Raw genomic sequence first — 14,129 nt, 5'->3', positions numbered from 1 at the left:
TATTACTGAGCAGCAAAACCCCGTTCATCCTGAGCCTGTCGAAGGATGTGGACTCCGAACCAACAACGAAGACCGTGCCAATCACCCTTCGACTCCGCTCAGGGTGAACGGAGATTGTACAAATAATGACTGAGCAACTGATCGTAAACCACCTCTCTACCCTGGCGCTGGCGGTGCAGAACAAATCCGCTTCTGGCCGGGGTTCCGGCAAGAAGATTGACCTTTATGGCATTAAGAAACTGCGGGAGCTGATTCTGGAGCTGGCGGTGCGGGGGAAGTTGGTGGCGCAGAATCCGGAGGATGAGCCTGCCTCTAAGTTGCTGGAGCGGATTGAGGCGGAGAAGGCGAAGCTTGCTAAGGAAAAATTAATCAAAAATCAGAAAGCGTTACCTGCTATTGCTGAAGATGAACAGCCTTTCGAAGTACCTACAGGCTGGAAGTGGGTAAGACTTGGTGATATCTGTACTCTGGAGAATGGTGATCGAAGCAAGAACTATCCGAATAAGTCGCTACTCGTTGAAAGAGGTATCCCTTTTGTAAACGCAGGGCACTTACAAAACAGCCGTGTTAACCAGTCTGAAATGACGTTCATAACCCAAGAAAGGTTCGATTTACTTCGTGCTGGAAAGTTTCAGGAAGGTGATATTCTCTATTGTTTAAGGGGCTCGTTAGGAAAGTCTGCATTAGTATCTGGCCTGAGTACTGGAGCTATCGCTTCATCATTAGTTATAGTTCGTTCATTTGAAGGAATTGATCAGCACTTTCTGCTGAGATATTTTGACAGCCCATTTGCCATGGCAATGATTAAGCAGTACGACAATGGAACTGCACAGCCAAACCTATCAGCAGCCGATTTGGCTAAATTTTTAATCCCTTTATCAAGTGATAGTGAACAACACCGCATCGTCACCAAAGTCGATGAACTGATGGCCTTGTGCGACCAGATTGAACAGCAGACCGAAGCCAGCCTGTCGGCCCATACGACACTGGTAGAAAACCTCCTGGCAACCCTCACCAACAGTGCCAATGCCGAAGAACTGGAAAAGAACTGGCAGCGCATCGCCAACCACTTCACCACCCTGTTCACCACCGAGGCGAGCATCGACCAGCTCAAGCAGACCATCCTGCAACTGGCCGTGATGGGCAAGCTGGTACCTCAAGACCCCAACGACGAACCCGCCGCCAATCTGCTGGAACGCATCGACGCCGAAAAAGCCCAACTGGTCAAAGAAGGCAAAATCAAAAAACAGAAGCCGTTGTCGCCGGTTGCGGAGGACGAGAAGCCGTTTGGATTGCCGGATGGGTGGGAGTGGTGTCGTATGCCGGATATTGGTGAACTCGCCAGAGGAAAATCAAAACATCGACCAAGAAATGATCCAATCCTGTATTCCGAAGGATCAACTCCTCTCATTCAAACTGGTGATGTTTCAGGTGCAAAACATACAGGACGAGTAATCAAAACACACTCAGCATTATATAATGTAGATGGTGTAAACCAAAGCCGTCTCTGGCCAGCTGGTACTATGTGCATAACCATAGCAGCCAACATAGCCGATACAGGTATACTTGGCTTTGATGCCTGCTTTCCAGATAGTGTGGTTGGTTTCAGACCATACGAGACTGAGATGGATGTAAGCTACTTTGAGTATTTCATCCGAACAGCAAAAGATCATTTAGAAGAGTTCGCACCATCAACGGCACAGAAAAATATCAACTTGGAAATTCTTGGGACTCTGCTTGTCCCGCTACCACCGCTCGCAGAACTTAACTCTATAGTAGCCAAAGTCAACCAACTAACAACCCTCTGCGACCAAATCAAAACCCACCTGCAACACCAGCAGCAAACCCGCCTGCATCTGGCCGATGCCATGGTGGCACAGGCACTGAACCCCACCAACCCGAATTCAACTACCCAAACCAAGGCAGCCAACCCATGACCATCGACGAAATTCTGGAACAGCTTTCCAACAACCCCGAAGGCTCCTTCCCACACGCCGCCATTAACGCCGCCGTTGCACAGCAAGAGGCCATCACGCCCCATCTGCTGGCCCACCTTCAGGAGCTTATAGACCTGGGCGAAGATATTGACGACTTCTACCACGGCCTGACCCTGTTTGCCATTTTCCTGCTGGCTCAGTTCCGGGAAGCCAGAGCGTATCCACTGATCATCCACCTGCTGACCTGCAGGGAAGACAGTGCCGAGTTTTACTTTGGTGATGCCATTACCGGTGGCATGACTCGTATTCTGGCTTCCATCTGCCACGGTGACACTGCACCGCTCAAAGCGCTGGTGGAAAACGAAGCATTGGATGAGTTTGTCCGTGCCGCCGCCCTGGAAAGCCTGGCTACCCTGTTTACCGAACAGGCATTAAGCCGGGAAGACCTGCTGTCGTATTTTACCTGGCTGTTCCGGGAGTACCCGGTGCGCAAGGACAGCTTTATGTGGGACAGCCTGATCATCTGCTGTGCCGCTTTCCGCTTTGCCGAACTGCTGCCCGATATCCGCAAGGCCTATGAGGACGGGCTGGCCGACACAAGCGTGACATCCCTGAAAAGCATTGAAGACGAGATCGTGTCAGAGTACGACAATCTGGACGAACTCTGGCATCTCAAACACTACATCACCGACACCACCGATGATCTGTCCAGCTGGGCATCATTCCAGCCGATAGAGCAACAGCGAACCATTCCAGAGCGCAAGGGGCCTGTTACTCCAGACAGAACGCCAAAGGGTACCGTATTACACGATAGTGGAACTTTCTTGAGAGCCGAACCCAAAACAGGCCGCAATGACCCATGCCCCTGCGGCAGCGGCAAAAAGTTCAAGAAGTGTTGTGGACGATAGGCAATAAACACCTGCCATTAACCGGAATCTGCAACAGGCATACACCCATAGCCGATGTTTTTTCCGGTTTTCCCACGCGCCCACACATTCAATCGCTGTAGAGCCAATGTCGGTTTCTCTGTCGGCCCTGATCGGTAAACTCAGGGCCTGAACCGTGGCATCTGGATTTCTCTGGTAACCAGTACGCTACAGTGCAACCAACATTGAAGGCATCTATCTGAGACAGAATCTGAGCCAGGATGCTTGAGTTCATTTTTGCCAGGAGGCATTGAGGGGCAAATGGCAGATTTCACCGGTTCTGGCGTTCAAGGTACACCACTTAAAAAAAAGGGGGGGAGAAATCTACTTCAGGTTTTTCGACGACTGAGCACGCACAAAGGAAAAGATATCCGGCCAGTCTTTGATCACTGAAGACCGTAAGAAGTAATTGTTTATGAGTGACAGAAGGCTGTATTGCAGATCAGAGCCTGATACCCATTAGTGCCGTTACAGCCTAAGCGAAAGTGGGGGCAAACTGGTAGATACAAAAAAAGCCCGAAGTGCTTACTAACGCTTTGGGCTTTGCTGTATATGGTGCCGGCACCAAGAGTCGAACTCGGGACCCACTGATTACAAGTCAGTTGCTCTACCAACTGAGCTATACCGGCAAGGAACGAGGTGAATAATATTTATGCCGGGTGTGTTTGTCAACTTCCATATGCACTCTGATCTTCATTTTGTCGCCAACCCCAAAGCCACTATTTTGTTTGCTGTGCGTTTTGAGGAGAAGCCCGGGAGCTGTTACCAGCTGAGAATACCGCCGGTTCCTGTCTAATCCATCCTTTCAATGGAGTTTACTCAGGCCAGCAGTTTTTTATAGCGTCCAAACTGGAGCAGCGCTGCCACCACCTTATTGTTAAAAGGCTTATTTACATGCATTTGCTGCAGCCGGAAGTGATGGGTTGTGATTGAGTCCTTGTCCAGGCAGCTGTTGATATAATCGGCCAGGGCTTTATCGGAAGGGTCAAGCGCTTCGAGTAACACTTTTTTTTCAATACTGCCCAGTTTTGCTCCTTTCTGTAACAGGCTCATAATGGTGACTGGTCGCAATTGCAAAGGTGAGGGTTGAGGATCATTCCAGACAAAACCCAAAGGTCCATTTTCAAAGTCTTTGGTCTTTATCTTGTTGATATAAGAGAGCGCCTCTACATAGCCGCTTTTCCTGGCAAGGTCTGACAATTTTTTCAGGACTTCAATCTCGGCTCCTTTTTTGTCGATCTGCAACTTGCAGGAAAAGGCCATGGCCTTTAAAGCCTCCAGCGGCACTCCCATGTCCTGGGCCACTGGCGTATGACCGTAAGGAAGGAGAGAAAGATGAGGTTGGCCATGTTGCAACAGGCTCGTGGTCAGGTTGGCACCTTCACTTAACACCGGGAACCGGGAGCTTTGCACCAGTTTGTTGAAACCCTGCCCTGGCAAACTGGGCATCAGACAAAGAAACAATTGGTCCTTGCCTGCGGCCATCAGAGAGGCCCGGTCTTGCTGGTCGCGAAAGTCAATCAGTGTGAAACCTGTGGTTCTCGCGATTCCGTTTAACACACTCTTGCCATTTTCTGCCCTGTCTTCATCTCTGAAAGCGCTGGTGGTGGTGGTCACCACCACCGGGAGAGCATTCGTTACCTGACCCTGGTTTAGTTTAACAGCGCCAAGCCAATTGGTTAATATCGTTTTTTTAAAGTGGCGCAGTGCATTATGATGCAAACCATAAACTACAGCGGTTTGTATTTTCCCTTTAGCGGATAAATCACAAAGCTGATTAATAGCAGAGACTAATGTCAGTTGATGGCTATCGAGGGATTCGGTCGATATTTCAGCTTCCTTTGATTGCAGATCACCACCGGGAATAATGGAGTTTACCGGTAGATGCAAAGGGTGGATATTACAGTCGGGCATTGAACTGTTGTCGTTATTGATATAAGTGAAAATGGACAAGAAAAAGTTGTAAAGCAGTGACCATAGGAGTTGGCCGCTATTATTCGTTGTAACTGATGTATCGGTATCCAGATACATCGCTTCAAATTCAGAGCAAAAACGATAGGGTTTTAAACTAATATGGGACTCTTGCACATAGCCTAATTCTCGGTACATTTCTTCGGCTTCAAGAAATGAGAGGGTAACAGCACCATTGATTTTATTCTCACTTTGCAGGTTACAACTGGAAATGATAACTTTGGTGTCGTCTATATAAATTTCCTGAATGCCCGGTCTAATCTTTATTCCCGGCAGTAAGTAAGCCAGCTTGGATAATGCTATACGCTGTTTCTTGACATATCTTATCTGCTCTTCACTATTAAATCTTTGTCGTGTAATAAGGTCACTGTCATCCGGTGGTGACAGTTGTACATGGATTGTTTTTGCACCCAAAGCAACAAGGGCCTTAATCAGTCCGACAGATGCCGTGGCATCACCCATGGCCCAGAATTGACCTTGTTCTTCATTTTTATTTTCATACACGGCGCAACGTACATAAACCCCTATTTCCGGCAATGCGCTTATCAAAGCTTTAGCCTGTGACAGATATTCAGTGGACGATACACTCCCAGACAAGCTGTCATCCATGTGATCCAATAATGGGTGCGGATACTTTCGTGAGGTTTGCTTTTCTACCATGGTATTTTTATTGGCAATCTTATTTTTTTCCCGCTGCCAGGTTTGCTGGAATAGTGTTTTATCAAAATTCTTTACCGGACGAAAAGGTTGCTTCACTTTCTCCCGGGCATCTCTGATCAGTTTTGCACAGACATCATTCCCTTTACTGTTAAATTCAGCTGCATATTCCATTTTCGTCAGTCGTTGGATAAAGAACGGCTGCTCAAGAAGGTATTGTAAAATGTCATCATAGCCATGTTTTACCGCTAATTGGGTCAGAGAACTTAAGCCTTTTAAATCAGGATCTTCAGGGGTGAAAGAGTCTGGATAGTTTTGTACAAGCCATTTGACACAATCCAACTGGCCACACTCAACAGCATAGCGAAGAGCGCAATATGGTTGATAAAAAACACCAGCAGTATGTAAACAGTCGAGAATAACGGCCACGCACTCTATGTGTCCATTTTTTATCGCGACCCAAATAGGGGAATCAGGCTTGGACAACAAATACTTGCCAATTTCATAATCCAGCATGGTCATTAAACCGACTTTATTTCCGTATTGAGCCGCCAGGTGTACCGGTGTTAGTCCTGATTTGTCAGGATACACCAGTGCATTTTGCAGTATTAAGAAGCTGGGGTAGTTATTCAGTAAAAAGTTCAAACAATTGTTTTGTTTTGCTCTGGCTGCAATATGCAAAGGTCGTTCGTCGTTGTCATTGGTTGCCTGCAACAGGTGCTGAGCTCGATCAACCAACAGTCGGCATAGATGTTCATGGCCGTGTAACACGGCCAGATGCAGGACGGAGTTACCCTCTGCATCTTCAATGGCCAAGGAAAAGGGGTTATTGGTAATGCATTCTTTTACTTTTTCTGTATCCCCCTGTTTTATCAGGTTTATCAGGTCCAGGGATGAATTATAAAGATGGGTGTTTTGATCCCATGAAGCCTCCTTTGAAAGGAATGGCAGGCCTGGTATATCCATCGCCATTTGATGCGTCGTTAGTTGATCAGATGATTCCAAAAATGCTTCTTTATCACAGGATTTGGCACAGTGGTGACTAAGAATGGGGCGAACTTGGTTTAGTTTTACCATTCTTTTGGTGTGTAAACTTTCTGGTGGCGCTGCATTTTGTGCAAGCGGTAATGACATGCTCTGGGCAGAGGGTATGCTAATTTCTACACCCGTTGGGGGATCATCCTTTTCAACTTGAACTCTGGTGGTTGTATCAATCCCCCCCGGGTGATTAGGTAATATCGGTGTTATTCCCCCGGCAGGCTGCATTGCTCTAACTCTCCTAAAGATCTTGCTACATTAATGGTGTTTTTTCTTTTTGATGAACGCCAGATCTAAGCCGACTAACCGCTTCTTAGGGTAGACATTAAGGAATTCATGTCAGAAAACCGCTTAAAAGTTCTCATTTTAGCAAGAAAAAAAGACACCCATCTATCTTGTGGTAATTTTCAGGGCAAGAAACCATGTACTGGTTTTATCATTTCAGCAGACGCTATTGCTCAAGCTGATAATAACGTTTGGGTTTTGGCATGCCATTTTTCATGGTCGGTCCGCTTAATGACTTCAGAAACTCCACTACGGCATAAATCTCGTCATTGTCCATAATGGCGCTAAACTAGTCATGCCCCTGATTGGATCGACCCATTCCGGATGTGTTGTACCATCTTCTGAATTCTCTGGCTTCCTCACTCCGGGGGTTGCCTTTGGCCGCGGTTTTCCAACGGGCATAGTTTTCCGGAGAGATATCTTTTTCCTGGTAAAGGAGGCCCACTTTTTCCAGATCGTAGGCAAAGGGGTCTGTATTGGTTCGACTCCAGATAGCAGGTCGCTCACTGGCTTTCAGGACATGGTACAGTGTGGGCACAGAGCCATTGTGAAAATAGGGTGCTGAAGCCCATACTCGATCCAATGGCGGTGCTATGTAGCCTGCTTTTTCAGGCAAAAAGGCCTCAGGCATCAGTTCCGGGTCATCAAAGAACTGGGCTAACCCGGATATTTCATAAACGTGCTCCCGCTCTCGCTTGTCCCTTGCCGCTCTAAGGGAGTTTTGCTCAGTCGACCGTACTCCCCGGTACGGAGCTCCCTCACAAAATCCCTTAGAGCGGCAAAGTCCTCGGCTTTGGCATCCTGCGTCGCCCTATCTCCCACATCCATGTGGTCGTACGCGAGATTCGGGGCAGTTTATGAAATATCCGGGTTAAGAAATTCTCGTTTCGTCAAGCTGGGTCTTGCGAACCATCAAAGCATTTAAGGCCGTTAGTATTGCTAACCACTTTGTTATTTTTATCCTTTCATTTACTCGGTATGATTTAATGGCAGTCAGATTATTCAACAAAAAAAGGACATAAGGCTAATCCAGATTGCGACGGGATCAGGCAAGGAATGCTCAAATCTATTTGATGGGTCCAAAGTCGAAACAGCCATGATTGAAAATGCAGTTCTTTCAAAGCGCATAAACATAGCCACATAGCTTCTTTGAGATGCATTTTTAGTCAATCAACAAGGAGGTGGGCATGAACATTACTCAGCACTTTTTAATACCAAATACTGATAACTGCCACTATCTTCAAGATACTACTTATCAGGAACTCCAAACATTTATCGACAAACATGTTCAGGCAGTCGATTCCGTCAAGATCATATCGCCTGACGACCCGCGTAAAATCAAACCTGTATTGCCGATAATGGCTCGTCAGGCACAGCACACCCTATGTAATCAGTTGCTGTGTCAGGATGGCCTGGTTCAAGACAACCCGTATCTGAAATTCAGATCCTTTCCTAACAGGCTTTACACTTTCGATGAATCCATTCAGGGATCATTTGAAAAGAACAAAGGGCAGAGTCACCCACGAAAGCCTTGTGCATTATGCAATAACGATTCCAGGCTACTGAAAATCCACACCGAAGGCATTACCATCATCTCCAATTTCCGGCCTTACAGTTCCGAATGCTGGTTGATAAAACCCACAGAACATCTTGATCAAAGTCACATATTTGTTAAAAGTTCAGAGCTCTTTGATTTGGCAACAGCCATGGGGTCGGCCTATACGTTTGCCCATAGTGGCTACAGGGGAAACTCACAACCACATCTTCATATCCATGCAATGAAAGAGAATTTGCCCCTGCGAAAAGCGTTGGATAACGGACAACTCTCTTTGGAGGCTGACCTGCCGGTAATACAGCATGGGAAAACCACGATCCGTTGGATGACCGGTGATCAAGCCCATAACACGGCACATTTTTCAGGAATTCATATTGCGGGTGAGAATCCTGCTGAATTTGCGCAAATCTTTAATAATACTCTGAAATACTTAAGCAAAAGCGATGTCTGTGGTACTGGCGGCTACAACCTGGTCTATTGGTTAGACGATAATAACTCCTTGCACTCTTTCATTTTTCCCAGAAATCAAAATGCCAATGTTAATCCTCAATATGTGCCTGAAAAGCAGAGTTATGGCTGTCTTGAAATGAGTGGATTGTTAATCATGGCTCCGGTGAATGACAAAAAAGTGGGTGAACCGGCCGCAGTGGAACTTGCCTCAATGCGAGATAAGCCCTATGGGGATTTTGTCGCCAGGGCCAGAAATGAGCTTACCCGACTTACCCCGGAGCAATGGCAAGAATTGGCTATGCGTCTGGAACAGTACTGAATTAATTTCCCGGTTCAGAACTTGATCTCCATTCACCCTGAAGCGAAGTCGAAGAATACCAGGCGCAAACAAAAACAGATCCATCCTGGATCTGCTTTTTTACCTATGGATATTTGTCAAATTGGTTAGGCATCCTGCCCCACTATAGTCCCTGCCCAGCCTTCATCCTGAAAATCCGGACATCCTGTCGACTGGCTCCCTGCCATGGCACATCCCTGATTTGTCAGCCATCCACCTTCCTGGCTGCTTAGACTTCCTGTCTCAACTGACAGTTTCCATACTGAGGCTTTTACTTATGATTTACAGTCAGGGAATCACCATACTCCGTGTAAGACATTTGCCACTGGCAACCCTCTTCTCACATAATAAAAAACCTTGCCAGAGACAAGGCTGCAAGTGCTGAACCATCAGCTGTTTGCGTTTTTTATTATTATTGGGGTGGTATTTATTCTTAGACAGAGAGTGAGTATTTGGTGTTCTTATTACCAGGCACCGAAACAATCGTTACCGACTTCGGCAAACACTCAATGATTAAGCCTATGCTACGTATTTACCGAAGCAAAAGAATTGATCTACATCAATAAATACCCACTAATAATGCACGGATGATCGACCAGTTACTGCTGAGACCCGGTTCAGGGTTGACCACCTTTTGACCAAACAGAAAATAAGCAGGTCTTTAATCGTGCATTAATAACAATACAATAACCTGAAAATACTACATCTTAGTTAATATTTACCCATCGAACCCGTTTCCAGCAGCAATTGATCGAGCTTTTCCTGATTATCAGCCGATAATTCACCTGCAAGACTGAGTTTATGTTTACAGATAGCTTTATGAAGTCCTTTATCGCACGAAAGCAGCTGGTGTAATGCTTCAAACCGATGCTCAAACAGCCAGTCATATAATCTAATATCTGAATGGTGAATAGCGTCGTTGTCTTCAGAGTCCTCTGTCTCATGGTAATTGGATTCGCCCCAATCATGACTGTCCCGTACGACAGAATCATCCGACTCTGGATCTAACCCAACCCTGGCAAAATCACTTCTCGGTGTGTTATAGGTAGCTTCCATCTGGCTTATGAAGGAATCTTTGCATGAGTGGGCAAAAGGTTCACGGGGCAGGTAGACGAAAGGGTAAAGACTTATATCCGGACTGTGCATATCTCTGGCTTTTGCCAGCAACGTTGCCAGCGTCATTTTATTTTGCGCACTCAAATTGTCGGCAATGACGTCAGAGGTGTTATCAATCAGATAAAAAACATCCGCATTACTGGTTAACAGTTTTCCAATATCACCTGCCCGGGTTTCTATTAACGTATCTGAAATAGCCCCTTTCAGAGTGTCGATATTTCCCGGAAAATTGTATTTATAAGCGGCTTTCAGGACATAAGAACACAATTCCAGCTTGCGAAAATATTCACCATGATCTTCAAAAACACTGAAACATGTGGCAAGCAGGGACTGGCCATTATGATCAAGGCGGTTCAGATGCAACCCGGATTTTATCAAATAGAGAAGCGTGTCAGAAACACGATAGAAGTAATAGGTGTTAATGTTCCGGACCAGTTCATTAAAAGGGAGTTTTCCTTCGCTGGTGTGCTTATTGATATCTAACCCATGGTGGGTCAGCAAATTGATTTTTTCACTGTCGAGAAACCGACTTGCCATCATTGCATGAAGCGGACTGTTTTCGTAATGGTTGTCAGCGTTGTCGATACTGGCTCCAGCCCGCAACAGCAGCACAGCAAGACCAACCCATGACGTTAAGCTCAACGTTTCAGACAGCGCTGTCCTCCCTCTACTGTTAACGGCGTCAAGGATTTCCTGACGGCCACCGGCCTTTTCCAGCAACCTGTCCATAAGCGCCAGGGAGGCAAAAGTTTGACAGGCAACGTGTAATGGTGTGTTACCAAAGCGGTCAGCAACCAGTTCGGCACCACGGCTCAACAGCAATTCCACCACGGTATCAGGATTCACTTTGTACTTCTGTCCACCACTGCGTGAATGAAGACAGCTCGCTCGACAAAACTGGTGCAGTAAGGTTTGCCCCGCCTGATTGATGGGCTGATTGATATCAACACCTTCTTTACTTAAGTACCATTGCAGGTGCTCCAGTATCTTGGGGTCAGCTTCTCGCGGTGGAGAATTCCAATACACGGTATCATCGGCCCCATACGCCGAAGTATGGGTTATGTGCTGAACTTTTTTCGCACGAATATCAATACCCCTGCTTTCTAACAGCGTATCCAGTTCCTGAATGTCAGCATTGCCTCGAAACAGAGTATTGCATTGGCAATCAGGGCTACGGATTAACCGTGTAACCGGGGTTTCGCACACAATCACCTGGCGTCCATTAAATATCTCTGTCGTCTTAGGCTCCAGTGACAGGTGGTGACAGACCACGACGGGTAATGCAATGGGCTTGAATGCCTTGAGATCATCAGGGGTGACTGAACGCATAATTGGTCCTCCAAAGCGGCTGTAACTATTAGCTCCCGACTTCATGTCGTTGATAAATTCACAGTGATGATCACCCTTGTCTGGAAAAGGTGAATCATCCTGGATATTCATTTCAACATGGTCGCACTCATTCCCTGGCCTGTATTTATCATCAGAAAAATCACACCGTTCAGAGCGAGCCGACATATGCAGGTTTTGTATGGCTTGCCCAAAAACAACCCGCCCCGAAAACAATTTGTTACCGGCTTCATGTCGAAGTGAGTTGGCAGCCATTGCTGAAAATTGGCTGTTGGTGAGTTGTCTTGTGTGTTTGAGAATGTTTAAAGCATGTGTGTACATTGAATACCTCTGGAAATTTTTTACGATATTCATTGATCTCCAACCTCTATGGAGAGACTTCTGCAAATCACCCTGAAAACATTCATTCAAGCACATGACCATTTCAGACAACTCTCAAACCCTGGACTGACTGAGGACAAAACAGTAGAGAATTTTAATGGGTCATATCGTTAAGTAGTTAACCAACCAAGGTAGTCTCTCTGAGCAATTGATCAAGTTTCTCTTTATTGTCAATGGATAATTCACCCATGAGCTTGTTTTTATATTGACCGATAGTCTTATGAATTTCTTTATGTGACAAAAGCAGTTGACGTAATGCTGAAAATTGACAGTCAAAAAGCCAGTCATATAAATGAATATCTGAATATCGGACTGAATGATTGCCCTGATGATCTTCAGTATCATCACAATCAGATTTCTCATTAATCTCCAGCTCTAGTGCTAATGATTCAAAATAATCCAGATCTGATTCCAGTAACCCAACCCCGGCAAAATCGGTGGTTGCCGCATTGTAAACAGCGTCCATATGACGCATGAAAGAATTTTTGCAAGAGTGCGCAAAATGTTCACAGGGCTGGTAGACAAAAGGGCGTAGGCTCCAATCCGGAGGATACATATCTCTGACTTGTTTCAACCACCCTTCCAATTTCTTTTTATTTTGCGCACTCAAGTCGCTGGCAATGATTTCGACGGTGTTATCAATGAGATAAAAAACATCCGAAAAGCTTATTAACAGTTGACAGATATCCTTTGCGTGTTTTTCCATTAATGCATCCGAAACAGCGCCTTTCAGAGCATCAATATTTCCCGGGAAATGGTATTTATAGGCAGCTTTCAAGACAAAAGCACACAATTCAAGCTTTCGATAATAATCGATATTTCCGGCAAAAACATCGAAACACATGGAAAGCAGGGACTGACCATAGCAATCGAGGCGGTTGAGGGCCAGCCCTGCCTTTAACAGGTAAAGAAGTACATCGGAATCAAAGTAGAAGTTACAGTAATACATATCCCTGACAAACTCATTGAAAGGGAGTATGCCTTCACTGAAGCAGTGATTGATATCTAACCCATAGCGGGTAAGGAAGTACAGTTTTTCACTGGTAAGTTGTTGATTTTCGATCATTGCATGAAGCGGACTGTAATGATACCTGTTGTCGGCGTCACCGATACTGGCTCCGGAGCGCAACAGAAGCACCGCTATACCAACCCATGCTGATGAACTGAGCGCCTCGGACAGGGCTGTTTTCCTGTCGTTGTTCACTGCATCAAGGATTTCCGGGCTGCCATTGACCTTTTCCAGCAATATTTCCAAAAGCTCCGGGGTAGCTCCAACATTGCAGGCGAGGTGTAATGGTGTGTTACCAGCGCGATCAGGAAGCAGGGAGGCCCCACGGCTCAAAAGAAATTTCACCACCGTATCAGAATGCACAGGGTGCAGCGTTTCCGGCTCCCTGTGATAGAGACAGCTCACTTTACAGAACTGATGCAACAGGGTTTGCTGCGACTGGTTGATGGGCTGATTAATATCAACTCCCTCTTTACTCAGGTACCATTGCAGTTGCTCCAGTATATTTGGGTTAAGTTCTCTCAGTGGCGAGCGCCAATACACCGTCTCTCGGGGACCATGCGCTGAAGCCCGGGTTATATACCGGGCTTTTTTCGCATGAATATCAATAGCCCGGTTCTGTAGCAACGTATCTAATTCCTGAATGTCAGCATCATCACGAAACAGCGTATCGCATTGACAACCAGAAGAACGGATGAGTCGTGTATCGGAGTTTTCGCACACGACCAACTGACGACCATTGAATAACTCGTCACTGCGAGGCTGCATGGTCAGATGGTGACAGACCAGAACGGGTGAAGCAGTGGGCGTGAATGACTTGAGATGTTCAGGAGTGACGGAAGTCATGGTAAATATTTCAAAGTAGGTTTTTTGTACATTTCATTTAAAAAATGCTCATTCAAAAGAATCTGTTAAAAAAATACTGGCTGTCTCCCGAATATGACCAGAAGACGAGTCTGGTATAAAAACGGAAATAATCAAGTCTTCCCTGTTTACTGACGCATTCTGATTTTTCCTGCTAAACAAGTTCCTGATGCATTTCAATTGCTTCCCGTGATTCAGCGCCAATTGATGGGCCTGCTAAGTAGCTGGCCATATGGAATCGAATATTTCTGGCTAC

Annotated in this window: 8 protein-coding genes and 1 tRNA gene; 4 read left to right on the top strand and 5 right to left on the bottom strand. The window is 46.0% G+C overall.

Annotated features, from left to right (window positions below; genetic code table 11):
* Positions 1-125: 125 nt before the first annotated feature.
* Complete coding sequence (locus CX664_RS22855; protein ID WP_219622275.1) at positions 126-1,937, top strand: restriction endonuclease subunit S; 1,812 nt, start codon at positions 126-128, stop codon at positions 1,935-1,937.
* Positions 1,934-2,845, top strand: a complete 912-nt coding sequence (locus CX664_RS26675; RefSeq protein WP_180966596.1) for a DUF1186 domain-containing protein — start codon at positions 1,934-1,936, stop codon at positions 2,843-2,845. The genes CX664_RS22855 and CX664_RS26675 overlap by 4 nt, the downstream gene beginning before the upstream one ends.
* Before the next feature lie 571 nt (positions 2,846-3,416).
* Here the strand turns inward: CX664_RS26675 and CX664_RS22840 are convergent.
* Positions 3,417-3,492: transfer RNA gene (locus CX664_RS22840), tRNA-Thr, on the bottom strand.
* Positions 3,493-3,682: 190 nt separating this feature from the next.
* Positions 3,683-6,496 carry an ankyrin repeat domain-containing protein gene (locus CX664_RS22835; protein WP_180966595.1) on the bottom strand — a complete coding sequence of 938 codons (2,814 nt, stop codon included), beginning with the start codon at positions 6,494-6,496 and terminating at the stop codon, positions 3,683-3,685.
* 369 nt (positions 6,497-6,865) lie between these two features.
* On the opposite strand from CX664_RS22835, the gene CX664_RS25940 reads away from it, so the two are divergent.
* Complete coding sequence (locus CX664_RS25940) at positions 6,866-7,093, top strand: hypothetical protein (protein ID WP_146000239.1); 228 nt, start codon at positions 6,866-6,868, stop codon at positions 7,091-7,093.
* 10 nt (positions 7,094-7,103) lie between these two features.
* Here the strand turns inward: CX664_RS25940 and CX664_RS22830 are convergent, their stop codons facing one another.
* On the bottom strand, positions 7,104-7,445 hold the full coding sequence (locus CX664_RS22830; protein ID WP_101748958.1) for a c-type cytochrome: 342 nt from the start codon (positions 7,443-7,445) through the stop codon (positions 7,104-7,106).
* A 556-nt stretch (positions 7,446-8,001) separates the two neighbouring features.
* On the opposite strand from CX664_RS22830, the gene CX664_RS22825 reads away from it, so the two are divergent.
* The gene (locus tag CX664_RS22825; RefSeq protein ID WP_101748957.1) at positions 8,002-9,138 is read left to right on the top strand and encodes a hypothetical protein; all 1,137 of its coding nucleotides are present in this window, start codon (positions 8,002-8,004) and stop codon (positions 9,136-9,138) included.
* A 729-nt stretch (positions 9,139-9,867) separates the two neighbouring features.
* Here CX664_RS22825 and CX664_RS22820 read toward each other — a convergent pair.
* A complete protein-coding gene (locus tag CX664_RS22820) occupies positions 9,868-11,940 on the bottom strand; it encodes an ankyrin repeat domain-containing protein (protein ID WP_101748956.1) in 2,073 nt (690 codons plus the stop codon).
* A 178-nt stretch (positions 11,941-12,118) separates the two neighbouring features.
* Complete coding sequence (locus tag CX664_RS22815) at positions 12,119-13,855, bottom strand: ankyrin repeat domain-containing protein (RefSeq protein WP_101748955.1); 1,737 nt, start codon at positions 13,853-13,855, stop codon at positions 12,119-12,121.
* Positions 13,856-14,129: the final 274 nt, after the last annotated feature.

Source organism: Endozoicomonas acroporae (assembly GCF_002864045.1).
In the GTDB taxonomy this organism is placed as follows: domain Bacteria; phylum Pseudomonadota; class Gammaproteobacteria; order Pseudomonadales; family Endozoicomonadaceae; genus Endozoicomonas; species Endozoicomonas acroporae.
This window is presented reverse-complemented; position numbering and strand designations above follow the sequence as displayed.

Coding starts and splice junctions, on each gene's coding strand:
- CX664_RS22855 (WP_219622275.1), top strand. CDS start 126: ATGACTGAGCAACTGATCGTAAACCACCTCTCTACCCTGGCGCTGGCG.
- CX664_RS22825 (WP_101748957.1), top strand. CDS start 8,002: ATGAACATTACTCAGCACTTTTTAATACCAAATACTGATAACTGCCAC.
- CX664_RS22820 (WP_101748956.1), bottom strand. CDS start 11,940: ATGTACACACATGCTTTAAACATTCTCAAACACACAAGACAACTCACC.
- CX664_RS25940 (WP_146000239.1), top strand. CDS start 6,866: ATGTCAGAAAACCGCTTAAAAGTTCTCATTTTAGCAAGAAAAAAAGAC.
- CX664_RS22815 (WP_101748955.1), bottom strand. CDS start 13,855: ATGACTTCCGTCACTCCTGAACATCTCAAGTCATTCACGCCCACTGCT.
- CX664_RS22830 (WP_101748958.1), bottom strand. CDS start 7,445: ATGCCTGAGGCCTTTTTGCCTGAAAAAGCAGGCTACATAGCACCGCCA.
- CX664_RS26675 (WP_180966596.1), top strand. CDS start 1,934: ATGACCATCGACGAAATTCTGGAACAGCTTTCCAACAACCCCGAAGGC.